Here is a 13,070-nt window from a genome sequence, read left to right on the forward strand (position 1 = left end):
ATGAAACCCGGTTATTTTATATCACACTCAGCTTCTGCGATATCAGTTCTGTTACTGCATTGATGGCTTTCGGAAAAACCCTGCGCAAATCTATATCCTGGCTGGTCAGCAATTGTTGCTGCAATGTTTTCATAAAAATATTTTTTGTTTCTGTCGCCAGGTTCACTTTTGTGATACCGTTTTTAACCGCTTCTTTCAGCTGGTCGTCCGGAACACCGGAGCAGCCGTGTAATACAAGGGCAGCCGGTGTGGCGGCATGGATCTCTTTAAGCAGGCCGATCTGCAGATGCGGAGGTGATTTATAAAAACCATGCGCGGTACCGATGGCGATGGCCAGTGCGTTAACACCGGTTTCTTCTACAAATTGTTTAGCCTGTTCCGGGCTGGTGAAGGCAGCTGTTTGTTCCTGTCCGAGTTTCGCAATATATCCCAGTTCAGCTTCCACGTTCACATCATAACCAGCGGCTACCCTCACAACGGCAGTGGTAGTACGAATATTTTCTTCAAAAGATCTTTCACTGGCATCAATCATTACAGAGTCGAAGCCGGCATCCAGGCATTCACGGATCGTGTGTATGTTGCTGCCATGATCAAGATGCACCCATCCGGTTACGCCATACTGACGAAGTGCTACCCTTGCCATGTTAACGGCGGAGTTGATACCCAGGTATTGCAACGTACTTTCTGATAGTTGCAGTATCAGGCTGCAGTTGGCTGCTTTGGCGGCCATCAGCAAGCCTTTTAGCGTTTCGAAATTATAAAAATTCACGGCCAGCAAAGCGGAGCCCGACTGTGAACATTGCTGTAGTTGTTGTTTCAGGTTCATGCTGGTAGGTAATTAAATTTTTGAATGGCAATGGCGTGGAAGGTATCAAGACTATGAAAGGCCGTAGTGCCACCGGGCGCGGTGGTGTTAATGGCGCCGGCCAGGGCGGCGTATTCAGCGCATTGTCGCAATGAACGGTTACGGATATACTGACTGATAAAGCCTGCATTAAAGCTGTCGCCCGCCCCGATGCAATCGGCAATGTCTGTTTGTTTAAAGGAAGGCTGGTGGAACAGCGAGTGACCATCCCACACATAGGCGCCTGCTTCTCCATGCTTAACCGCTACAACATTGGCATAGGTGCTGATTGTTTGCAGGCAGGAGGAAACGCTGTTGCCGCCGGTAAATGCACATAGCTCGGCGATGTTGGGCAGAAAGACATCTACGTGGGGCAATAATGCCGGCAGGTCGATATCCCACTGTTCTGCCGGGTCCCATTGTGGGTCGAGAGAGGTAGTGAGTCCAAGCATTTTTGCCCGGGCAAAAAGCCGGCACAGATCAGGTTTCAGGGCTGGTTGTAAAAATACAGAGCTTACATGCAGGTGCCGGGCGTTTGCGAGCGTGGCATCTGTAATATCTGCCATACTCAGTTCTTCCATTGCGCCGGGGTACGTGATCATGGCTCTTTCCTGCTCATGACTGAAAGCAATGCTGATGCCGGTACCGGAGGTCCGGCTATATACAATACCGGAAGTATCCACGCCTTTGGAGGATAGTTCTGACAGTACTTTATGGCCGAACGTATCATTACCTATTTTACCGGCAAAGGTAACGGCAGCGCCAAGGGTACTAAGGTTGCAGGCAAAGATGGCGGCGCTGCTGCCCAGGACGAAAGTCATGTCTTTTGCCAGTATTTCTTTGCCCAGAGCGGGCAACGTGTTAAGCTTGTTGAGTATCAGGTCAACATTCAGTTCTCCGACCACCAATACATCAAACGTTGTGTTGTTCATAGCGGTGTTTTTATCAGGCATTGAGCGGATAGATGGCAACACCTTCCACTACGCGGGTGATGGCGCCGTTTACAGAAGGATTGTCCGGCTGAAGGCCCAGGGACAAAGAAGTAAAGAAGGCCAGCAGTTGCAGGGGCAATATACTGCATACACATAACAGATCTTCCTCCAGCAGCAACGGCTGATCGCCCGTGAGCAGAACGGTATCCAGTTCAGGCACTTCGCCGTTAGCCGGCAGTATACCCATTTCCAGGAGTGCCTTGTTACCCTGCTTCATGGAAATGACGAGGTCCTTTTCATAATTTAAAACGTAGCTGTTGTTCGAGAATATATATACGACGAGGGTGTTTTCATCGATGATGGCTTTGGGGCCATGCCGGAAACCGAGGAAGCTGTCGCTTTTGCAAATGACTTTGCCGCCGCTGAGTTCCTGGAGTTTCAGGTGGGCTTCTGTGGCAGTACCGTAAAATGCGCCGTCGCCCAGGAATACCGCGCGCGTAAATTTTTTGCCGGCGATGGTGCGGAGCAGGGCCGTGTAACGGGTGAGCAGCAGCTTCCCATAGGTGCACAGTACTTCCACTTGCTGCCGCATGGCGGCGATGTTATGCAGCCGGGTGATCAGGGCGCCGGTAAGCAGCATGCCGGTATAGCTGCTGGTCATGGCGAGGCTCTTATCATTACATTCCGGTGGCAGCAGGATCATGTGTTGCGGGTGTTGGCTCTGCCAGCCGGCTAGTTGCCCGCTGTGATTGCAGGTAATGATCAGGTGGTAGCAGCGCCGGGAGATGTTGTCTGCCAGTTCCAGTGCAGCGCAGCTTTCCGGGCTGTTGCCGGAGCGTGCAAAGGAAATGATCAGTGGTATCCTGTCGGAATGAAAATAATCGTGCGGGTGCGCTACCAGGTCTGTGGTGGGTATGGCCCGGGTGATAACGCCGGTATGACGGAAGAAGCTGCCTGTGAGCGAAAGGCCAATAAAAGCACTTGTACCGGCACCGGTAAGAATGATGTTGTCCACTGTATGATAGGCTTCTTCCAGGAACGCCGACAGGGCACTGGCTTCGCCGGTCAGCCCGTTCATGATCTTTTCCCATATGTAAGGCTGTTGCGCAATTTCCCGGGCAGTATGGAAGGCTCCTTTTTCTTGCAATGCGGAAGGTTCCAGTTCAAGTACTGATTGCATAGTTAAGATATAAGTGAGTAATACAATACAAATATATCAAAAGGTATATTACTTTCAAAACCTTTTTATTATTTCGGTTAACTTGTTTTAAATTTCGTTTGAAAGAGATTGCACAATAATTTGTAACTTAGCTGGCTTGTAATAGTAAAATCTCAAAATAAATAACTGCAAATGGAAGAGAGCCAAAACGGATCAACTGTAAACAGGAGGAAAGAAATACTGCAGAAGCTGTATAAAAATGGCCAGGTGATCATCAGTGAACTAAGCAAGGAATTTAATGTAAGCGAGGTGACCATCCGGAACGACCTGGACCAGCTGGAGCAGAAGAATATGCTGTTACGGGCCAGGGGCGGAGCTATCAAGCTGGAGAATAATGTGGGAGTGGATCAGCGGATCAGTGAAAAGAATAAAATTCATTACGTCGAAAAAGTGGCGATCGGTAAAAGTGCAGCTGCCCTCATCAGTGAAAACGATACCATGATCATTGATTCGGGTACCACTACCGCGGAGATGGTAAAGCATATGCAGTCTTTCAAAAGCCTGAACGTCATCACCAATGCCATGAACATTGTGAACATGCTTTCCGGCTATCCAAATATCAATGTAATCATCCCTGGTGGCTATCTGCGGCAAAATTCCATGTCGCTCGTTGGTCCGCTGGCCGAAAAGAACCTGCGCAGTTTCCATGTAGATAAGGTTTTTCTTGGGGTAGATGGCTTTGATACCCGCAATGGTATTTATACGCCCAATATGGAAGAAGCCTACCTGAATGAAATCATGATAGAAATCGCCAACGAAGTGATTGTGCTGGCGGATTCCAGTAAGTTTAACAAAAAGAGCCTGGCATTTATCTGCCCTGTAAATAAAATCCACACCGTAGTTACCGACGCCGGTATTTCCGCAGAAGATAAGAAGCGGCTGGAAGACCTGGACGTAAAGGTGATTATAGCATAACATTCATTTCCCCCGCAAAGCTGGAAGCCGCAAAGACGACTGTTTTATGGTCGTTTTTGCGGCTTCCGGCTTTTATATACCTGGTGCCTTCGTTTCCTTTGTTATCTATCTTCAAAATCTTTCTAAAAAAATATTTATTGCTTGTTTTCTATTTAAAAAACTTATATTTACTTTGTTTTAAAATAAAAAACAAGGTTTCGAAGGTTAAGGCGCCTTGAAACAACAAATATCCGCGTATGCACAAATCCCGGCTTTGGCTTTTATATACCGCTATCAATACTGTATTTGTAGGAGTATGGGGGGCTTTTATAGAAATACCTGAAAAAGCCGGCTTCCCGGCAACGCTCGGATATATTGTGTGGACGCTGACCATGCTGCCCTGTGCTATTGCAGCGCTGCGGATAGTGAAGTGGCAACTGGAACATACGCCGCGGGATATTTTCCTGGGGTCTATGGTGGGCCTGCTCGGCGCCGGGGGACAACTCATCCTTTTCCAGGCATTGCGGATAGGACCAGCCTATATTTTATTTCCGCTCATTGCCCTGTTCCCGCTGCTCACCATCCTGCTGTCGGTGGTGTTCCTCGGGGAAACCTGCTCCCGCAGGCAGTGGCTGGGTATTGGTGTGGCGTTGCTGGCCGCATTTTTCCTGGCCTTTCAGCCAGGACAGAATAAACAGGCGCAGGGCTACACCTGGCTGATCATGGCCATGCTCGTGTTTGTGATGTGGGCCACCCAGGGCTTTGTGATGAAGTTTGCCAATAGCCGTATGAAAGCAGAAAGTATCTTTTTTTATATGACAGTGTCGTCTTTACTGCTGGTGCCCGCGGCCATCGGCATGACAAACTTCTCCGGCGCCATCAACTGGGGATGGAAAGGGTTTGGGCTGGCTGTTCCCATTCACCTGCTAAATGCCATCGGCGCCCTGATGCTGGTATATGCACTACGCTACGGCAAAGCGATCATTGTAATACCGCTCACCAGTTTGTCATCTGTCATCACAGTCATTCTTTCCCTCATTATTTATGGAGTAGTGCCGGATGCGGTGCTGACAGCAGGTTTGCTGCTGGCAGCGGTGGCGATCTTCATCCTGTCTGAATAAAAATAAATACGATTAGAAACATAACTGTCCGGGCGTTTATAACGCCCGCGACTATACGGAGTATTGATTTTATTTATTGTTCACCAGCAGTGCATAAAAAATAAAAGCACTGGAAAAACCTCACATAATGACCACGCTAACATGGAAAAAATTCCTTATCGCCCCGGCTATGATAGCCCTCTTTGCCGGATCATGTAAAGTTGATCCAAAAATACTGTCTGCAGAAGCATCGCTCACCAAAGGCGGCCTGCTGGCAGATACCGTGAAAATTACGGTAAACAAAAATGCTGTGCTGATGACCAGTTCGCTCAAGCTGGGTGTGACCTATATGAAAAATAACCTCGACGCCTGGGGTGACGGCCCCTCCATTACCAGGGGGACCAATTTGCTGAAAGGAGCGGTTGTTTATCACAACCAGCATATATTCGGTTTCGGCGCAGATAACATTGAGCCAAGACCCGGTGTATTTGACTGGGAATCACTGGACCTCCGTGTAAACATGATGACCGCCATGCAATCAACACCGGTGATCACTCTTGCCACGGCCCCCACCTGGATGGTAGACCCCGACTGGGCGCCGGGAAAGTATGAAGACAGCAGCGATACGGATTGGAGTAAAGTGGAATGGGCGCCATTACCGGAACATGAAAAGGATTTTGCCCACCTGTGCGCATTGGTAGCGAAACGTTATCCCGCGGTAAAAACCTTCCAGGTATGGAATGAGCTGAAAAGTATGTGGGACGAAACGAATAACCGCTGGGATTATGTGCGCTATACCCGGCTGTATAACCTGGTATATGACTCTGTGAAAGCGGCACGCCCGGATGCCATCATCGGTGGCCCGTATATCGGGATAGATTCCTGGCATAGTGCGCCCGGCAACGCGCATAGCGGCATCACAGATCCCACTTACGGAGAACTGGATAAACGTTGCCTCGATGTAGTAACCTATTGGCTGCAGAACAAACATGGCGGCGACTTCCTCTGCGTAGACGGAGGCGTGGATTCAAAAGACGGGGTTGCTACCAACGTGATCGCCTCTACGAAGAAGTTCAGGGATGCCAGCAACTGGCTGCATTCACAAACCACACTGCCTATATGGTGGTCGGAAGATTATGTGGGCCTGAACACAGATACCACCATTCAGCCCGCAGCACTGGGTTGTATGCTGATACACCACGCATTGGCCGGCGATGCCGCATCACTGCGCTGGGCGCCTGAACAGCAGGAAGGAGAAGGGAATGTAAGCAACTTTTTCAGCAGTACCCTGGTGCCGAACGGTGGTAAACCATTCAGGAATTATTCGCTGTACAAAAATTTTAACACCTATTTTCCGGCGGGTACTAACTTATGCACCACTACGGTATCAGATGAACAACGGGTGATGGTCATGTCTTCCAAAACAAAGATCCTGATGATCAATAAAACGGCGGCCATACAAAAAACAAAGATCAACAACACATTAGCAGTAAACCTGAATCCATACGAGGCAAAATATGTTACATTACCGTAACGCCTATATGAAAGAACAGATCAACAGGGAATGCCCGGGTATTCCGGGTATTCCCCATCTGGCCTTATTTTCAGCCCGTCGCCTTGTACCATGATTGAAATATTTTATATCCTGCTGAAAAATAAACTGACATTCTAAAAACAGATGATTATGGATCTCGACAAAGTAAAACCAAAGCCATTAGCAGATGTTTCGTCATCACCGGAACATATCAGATTACAGGACTACCGGCCGAAGTCGATATTTAAAACGCCGGAAACAGCCATCGTGGAAGCCGCTTTCCCGGTGATTGATATGCATACCCACGCATGGCAGCCGGAGCTGGATGTAAGCAAATGGATTGCCCGCATGGACGACGCCAATATTGAAAAAAGCACGGTCCTTACGTTTGAAACCGGCGCCGGCTTTGATGCCGTTACGAAGCAATATGCAGATTATGCCAACCGCTTTGATCTGTGGTGCGGATTCGACTACACCGGTTACGACCAGCCAGGCGACAGCTGGATTGATCATGCGGTAGCAGAACTGGAACGTTGCCACCGGATGGGAGCAAAAGGCGTAGGAGAGCTGGGCGACAAAGGTCTTGGTGAATTTTATTCCCGCCCTGTAGCCGGATACGGCCTGCACCTGGATGATCCGCGCATGAAGCCACTGTTCGAAAAATGTGGCCAGCTGCATATGCCGGTGAACATACACATCGCAGATCCCATGTGGATGTACCTGCCGATGGATGCCACGAACGACGGATTAATGAATGCCTACGAGTGGCGCATAGATCACACTCAGCCAGGACTCCTGGACCATCCCACACTGATAAAGACCTTTGAAAACGTAGTCAGGGACACCCCCGGTACCATTTTCATCGCCTGTCATTTTGCCAACTGCACCTATGATCTCAGCATAGTAGGGAAAATGCTGGATCAGTATCCTAACCTGTATGTAGATAATGCCGCGAGGTTTGCAGAAACCGCCACCATTCCGCGTTTTGCCAAAGCGTTTTATGAAAAGTACCAGGACCGGCTGCTATTTGGTACCGATCTGGGTTATGATCCTAAAATGAATATGGAATATGCCGCTAAGTTTTACCGTACTGCTTTCCGGATTATGGAAACGACAGACGATCATTTTTATGAACATGAAATATTCACTTATCACTGGCCTTTATACGGGCTGGGATTAAGTGCCGCCATACTGGAAAAAATTTACCGTTTGAATGCTTTGAAGTTAATGCAGTTATGAAGAATCAGCCAGCGATCAACTATTTACAGACTACCTAATACCGTAAGCGTATGTATTTCCAATGTATGAAGAAGGGCCCGTTGACCGGGCCGTCAACCAAAAGACAGCGCAACGACGCTAAAAGAAAATACCTGTATTGTCATGTGTGCCTGATCCTGTTACTGCTTGTTTTCAGTGGACAAAAAAGCGCCGCTGCCAATGCGCAACTGCAGCAAGATACGCTGATACCTGTATCCGGACTGATCACGGATGAAAAAGGAAATCCTTTTCCCGGTGTAACCGTATACGTGCCTTCCCTGAAAACGGGTACTGCCAGCGATGCCACGGGGCATTACCAGGTAAAGGCACCCGCAAAAGGGAACCTCGTTTTTAAGGCCATGGGATATGCATCGCAGGAAATAACGGTGAATAGCCGTAACAGGATAGCGGTGAAGATGGAAGCTGAAAATGCCAACCTGAATGAGGTAGTGGTAACCGGTTACACATCGAAACGGTTATCGCAGATCTCCAGCTCCATAGCCGTGGTTTCCGGAAAACAATTAAATGATGTCACCTCCAATAACGTAGCCAGCCTGTTGCAGGGAAAGGTTGCTGGTGTGGTGGTGCAAAATGCCTCCGGTAATCCCAGTGTAGCCGCTAACGTTACCATCCGCGGATCCAGTTCTATTACCGCCGGCTCCGGACCGCTGTACGTGGTAGATGGTATCATTGGCGGCACCGCCAACCCGAACGATATTGCTTCCGTTACCATCCTGAAAGATGCCGCGGCAGCAGGATTATACGGCGCCAGGGCATCCAACGGCGTAGTTATCATCACCACCAAATCCGGCCAGGCCGGTAAAACACAGATCAGCCTGAATTCCAGCGTGGGCTTCAATAAAATGAGCATGGGCAATATGCAGCTCATGAACAGCCAGCAGCTGTATGATTACCAGAAAAGTTATTTTGCTCCCGCCGATTTTGCAAGGGATCGCCCTGCCAGCCTGTTGTCACAGAACACCGACTGGATGGACCTCGCTTATCGTACGGGTCTTACCCAGAATCACCTGTTATCTGTATCCGGTGGATCTGATAAAACGCAGTTCTATGTCTCCGGAAATTATTACAAGGAAGATGGTATTATCAGGCATACCAGTAACGAAGTATACAACCTGCGGGCCAATATCACCCATCGCATTAATGAGAAACTGAAGCTGAGCACCAGGATCAACGCAGCCTCCCGCAATTTTGAAAATGAAGCTTCCGGAAATTACGGCGCACTGGTATTGTCGAAAATCAATTTGCCCTGGGATAACCCGTATAACGCAGATGGCTCCATAAAGATGGGCACTGAAGAAGGATGGATAGGCCGGGAACACGACAACTTCCTCCACGGATGGCAATTCAATTATGATAAAGGAAAGCAGCTGACCACCTATGCCGACATCAATCTTGATTATTATATCACACCACATCTCACCTTTTCTTCGTATAACCGTGTAAGTTATTCCAACCTGCGCAGTGAACTGTATTATGATGTGCGTTCCAAAGCAGGCAGGGGACTGGGAGAAATGTATAACAATTCCAGCTATGAAAACAGGTTGATTACCTCCAACCGGCTTAATTACCAGCGCACCTTTGGCGAACATGCGCTGAGTGCCATAGCGGTAGCAGAAGGGGAGAAGAACTATTTTGAAAACAACAGCCTGTATGGCAACAAGATCCCGGCAGGATTGCATATCATGGATGCAGCGGCTAACATCCAGAAGTCGCCCTTTGGCCCCGGCAGCAAGTCGGAGAACCGTTTTACAAAAGGACTGGTGCAGGTCGATTATACCTTCCGCGAAAAGTATAATCTCATCGGTGCATACATCAATGAGTCGTCATCCCGCTTTGGGGCCAATCACCGCTCGGCGGGTTTTTACACATTAGGTGGCTCCTGGATACTGAGCAACGAATCGTTTATGAAAGGGCAGCGGTTCATAGATCAGCTCAAAATCAGGGCCAGCTATGGTATTACCGGTAATGCGGAAATCGGAGATTACCAGTCGTTAGGCATTTATGCCTACACCTCACAGTATGCATCCAATCCGGGTTCCGTGCCATCTGTTTTACAAAATCCGGATCTCACCTGGGAAAAATCAAAGACAACCAACATCGGGCTGGATATAGATTTGTTAAAACGTATATCCCTGACCGTAGATGTATACGATAAAACCACCAGCGCCCTGTTGCTGGATGTACCGGTTCCCTACACCAGCGGATATGCTTATGTTACCCGTAACGTAGGCTCGGTGCGCAACAGGGGAATAGAGTTTAACCTGAATACAAAAAACATAAATGGCGCCCGCTTTAAATGGGAAACCAGCTTTAACCTTTCCATCAACAGGAACAAGGTACTGAAGCTGAACAACCATGAAGACATACCTTACTCATCCCTGCAGTGGATCAGCGAAGGCCGCGACCTTTACAGCTGGCATATGCGTAAATGGGCAGGCGTAGATCCGAAGAGCGGCGACCCGCTCTGGGAAGTGGTGAGTACAGATGCCAACGGCAAGCAAACCATTGGTACCACTAATTCATACGATGATGCCACTTTGCAGTACATCGGCAGCGCTTCGCCCGATTTTACCGGTGGTATCAACAACCGCTTTACCTGGAAAGGGATAACGCTCAGCGCCTTCTTCAATTTCGTAAGTGGCAACCAGGTATATGAAGAAAACACGAACGATGGCAGCGAACCTACTTCTAATTCAAGGGTACTGCCTAAGAACCATAACAGGTGGCAGAAAGAGGGAGACATGGCCACAGATCCCAAAGCAGTATACGCCGGCAATAAAAATTCTGACCTGGAATCATCCCGGTTCCTGGAAGATGGCAGCTACCTGCGTTTGCGTAACATCACCCTTTCTTACGATGTGCCGGAATCTTTCCTGCAAAGGATCAAGGTGAATAATGCAAGGATATTTATCAGCGGCGATAACCTCTGGACGCTGACCCGTTTTTCCGGTATGGACCCTGAAATGGGACTGCGCCCATATTCGCAGCCGGCAGGAGAAAGCGGTAACAACTTCCAGCAGAACAGCACTAAATATCCGCTGGCGAAGAAAGTCCTGTTTGGTATTAATGTCACCTTTTAAAAACAGCAGCTATGAAAAGAAATCTCTTTAAATATTATACACTCGCTGCCGCTATTGTAGTCATAACCGGCAGCTGCAGCAAAGACCTGGAGCCGTATAACGGTAAATCGGATGATGCGGCCCTGGAAACGCCGGAAGACCTGCAGACAGCCACCTATGGGGTTTATTCCGGGCTGGTAGACAGGATGTACACTAAAAATCTCAACCAGCTGGGGGAATATCCTGGTGATGATGTGGCATTAAGCGGCGCTACGGGCGACCAGGTATTTTATACCTATACCTATACTCATTTTCCCGGAATGGGAAATACCGAACAGTTCTGGCAGGGCGCTTATAAGGTGATTTATTCTGCCAATGCCATTATTGAAAGAATAAATGATGGCACGTCGCAGCAGCTGGACCAACTGAAGGGAGAGAACCTATACCTGCGGGCCATGGCGCATTTCGACCTGGTACGTCTTTTCGGAAGACCCTACCCGCAGGGCGCCGGTAATAATCCCGGCGTGGTGATCAAAGACAATACAAAAGATGACCGCCCTGCGAGGAGTTCCGTAAAAGACGTATATGCGTTTGTGATAGCCGATCTCAAACATGCAGCCACGTTAATGAAAGAAAATAAAAGTGCGGCCTTTGCATCCAGGGAAGTAGCGGAGGCGTTATTATCGCGCGTGTACCTGTACATGGAAGATAACGCCAATGCTTTGTTATATGCCAATAAGGTGATCAGCTCCAACCGCTATCGCCTGATGGAAACCCAGCCTTATAAAACGTATTTCCGCGTGATACCGGAAGAAAATCCCGAGACGATCTTTGCCATCAGGCATACGGTAGCAGATGACCGGGGTAAAGATGCGATCGGCTCCATGTATTATAATGATCCGGTTACACAATCAACCGGCTGGGGAGAAGTATACGCCTCTCTTGCTTTTGTGAAACTGCTGGACCAGTATCCCGGGGATGTGCGCCACAGCTTTGTGGAGCCACAGCGTGATGCCAATGGCAACATGCAGTTACGCAACCAGACGCCGGTATATTTTATCAACAAATATAACTGGCAGGAGGGGGTGGCTAACCTGAGTTCACCGGTCATCCTGCGGTTGGCGGAGATGTACCTGATCCGCGCAGAAGCCAATGCCAAACTGGGTAACGCGCAAGCGGCCATTGATGATGTGAACCTGATCCGCCGCCGCGCCGGTTTATCAGGTGCCGCGTTATATACCACCGGCAATCTGAAAGGCCGCGCGTCCGTACTGGATGTAGTGCTGGAAGAACGCCGCCTGGAGCTGGCGTTTGAAGCCCACCGGCCGTATGACCTGTACCGCAACAACCGTCCCATGGTGCGCGCCTATCCCGGCTTTCATGGCAGCAATCAGTATGATCAAACCATCCAGCCAACAGACCCGCAGGTGATCAATTATATTCCCGAACGCGAAACCGGCCTTAATCCTAACCTCACTCAGAATCCATGATCATGCTGTTATATTGTAAACGGGTATTGGTGCTTGCAGGGATCTGCTGTAACATGTCATTAGCTGCGCAGCAACCCGCGGTGCTGAAAGTAGCCGCTACCAGCGACTTTACGGTAACCGGCGATGGCAGTCACCCGGATTGGAGCAAGACGGCGTGGATCACGCTGCCGCAACGCAGCGGGCAGTCGCCTGCATCAACAAAAGTAAAGGCCCTGTATTCACCCAACGGGATATACTTCCTCTTCGATTGCGCGGACCAACGGATCAGCGCCTCCATGCAGGCGGATTTCCTGGATCTGTGGACAGAAGACGTGGCCGAAGTATTCCTGTGGCCGGACACGTTGCAGCTGGCTTATTTTGAATACGAAATTTCTCCGCTGAACTATGAATTGCCTATTCTGATATCCAACCAGCGGGGCGACCTGGTGCGCTGGCAGCCATTTCATTATGATGCCGACAGGAAAACGCAGCACGCCACCACCGTACAGGGAGGCGAAAAGAAAAGCAATGCTGTGGTCAAAAGCTGGACGGCAGAATTCTTTATTCCTTTTAAACTCCTGCGGCCATTACAAAATATTCATCCCCGGAGGGGAACTACCTGGAAAGCAAACCTGTACCGGGTAGACTACGACAAAGGGGAAGCGGAGTGGTCGTGGCGGCTGACAGGGAAGAGTTTTCATGAGATAGAAAAATTCGGTTACCTGGTATTTGAATAAATCA

At 49.1% G+C, this 13,070-nt stretch carries 10 protein-coding genes; 7 read left to right on the forward strand and 3 right to left on the reverse strand.

Annotated features, from left to right (window positions below):
* Positions 1 to 16 precede the first annotated feature (16 nt).
* The 3 genes from AB6805_RS28960 to AB6805_RS28970 are packed head-to-tail and all read right to left on the reverse strand — an operon-like array spanning position 17 to position 2,956.
* Positions 17 to 826 carry a ketose-bisphosphate aldolase gene (locus AB6805_RS28960; RefSeq protein ID WP_370912923.1) on the reverse strand — a complete coding sequence of 270 codons (810 nt, stop codon included), beginning with the start codon at positions 824 to 826 and terminating at the stop codon, positions 17 to 19.
* Entirely contained in the window at positions 823 to 1,776 is a 954-nt protein-coding gene (locus tag AB6805_RS28965) for a carbohydrate kinase family protein (RefSeq protein WP_370912924.1), read from the reverse strand. The genes AB6805_RS28960 and AB6805_RS28965 overlap by 4 nt, the downstream gene beginning before the upstream one ends.
* Positions 1,777 to 1,789: 13 nt before the next feature.
* Entirely contained in the window at positions 1,790 to 2,956 is a 1,167-nt protein-coding gene (locus tag AB6805_RS28970; RefSeq protein ID WP_370912925.1) for an SIS domain-containing protein, read from the reverse strand.
* A 171-nt stretch (positions 2,957 to 3,127) separates the two neighbouring features.
* Here AB6805_RS28970 and agaR point away from each other — a divergent pair, with 171 nt between their 5' ends.
* The 7 genes from agaR to AB6805_RS29005 all read left to right on the forward strand — a co-directional run bounded on the left by agaR (position 3,128) and on the right by AB6805_RS29005 (position 13,066).
* Positions 3,128 to 3,910, forward strand: a complete 783-nt coding sequence (gene agaR / locus AB6805_RS28975; protein ID WP_370912926.1) for a transcriptional repressor AgaR — start codon at positions 3,128 to 3,130, stop codon at positions 3,908 to 3,910.
* A gap of 236 nt (positions 3,911 to 4,146) precedes the next feature.
* Positions 4,147 to 5,010 (forward strand): EamA family transporter, encoded by an 864-nt coding sequence (locus tag AB6805_RS28980; RefSeq protein ID WP_370912927.1) that lies wholly within the window; start codon positions 4,147 to 4,149, stop codon positions 5,008 to 5,010.
* A 127-nt stretch (positions 5,011 to 5,137) separates the two neighbouring features.
* Positions 5,138 to 6,523, forward strand: a complete 1,386-nt coding sequence (locus AB6805_RS28985; protein WP_370912928.1) for a beta-galactosidase — start codon at positions 5,138 to 5,140, stop codon at positions 6,521 to 6,523.
* Between the two features lie 150 nt (positions 6,524 to 6,673).
* Entirely contained in the window at positions 6,674 to 7,762 is a 1,089-nt protein-coding gene (locus AB6805_RS28990; protein WP_370912929.1) for an amidohydrolase family protein, read from the forward strand.
* A 50-nt stretch (positions 7,763 to 7,812) separates the two neighbouring features.
* Positions 7,813 to 10,881, forward strand: a complete 3,069-nt coding sequence (locus AB6805_RS28995; RefSeq protein ID WP_370912930.1) for a SusC/RagA family TonB-linked outer membrane protein — start codon at positions 7,813 to 7,815, stop codon at positions 10,879 to 10,881.
* Between the two features lie 11 nt (positions 10,882 to 10,892).
* A complete protein-coding gene (locus AB6805_RS29000; protein WP_370912931.1) occupies positions 10,893 to 12,350 on the forward strand; it encodes a RagB/SusD family nutrient uptake outer membrane protein in 1,458 nt (485 codons plus the stop codon).
* On the forward strand, positions 12,347 to 13,066 hold the full coding sequence (locus tag AB6805_RS29005) for a carbohydrate-binding family 9-like protein (protein ID WP_370912932.1): 720 nt from the start codon (positions 12,347 to 12,349) through the stop codon (positions 13,064 to 13,066). Before AB6805_RS29000 ends, AB6805_RS29005 begins: the two co-directional genes overlap by 4 nt.
* The last annotated feature ends 4 nt before the right edge of the window (positions 13,067 to 13,070 follow it).

The organism is Chitinophaga sp. RCC_12 (genome assembly GCF_041360695.1).
Lineage (GTDB): Bacteria > Bacteroidota > Bacteroidia > Chitinophagales > Chitinophagaceae > Chitinophaga.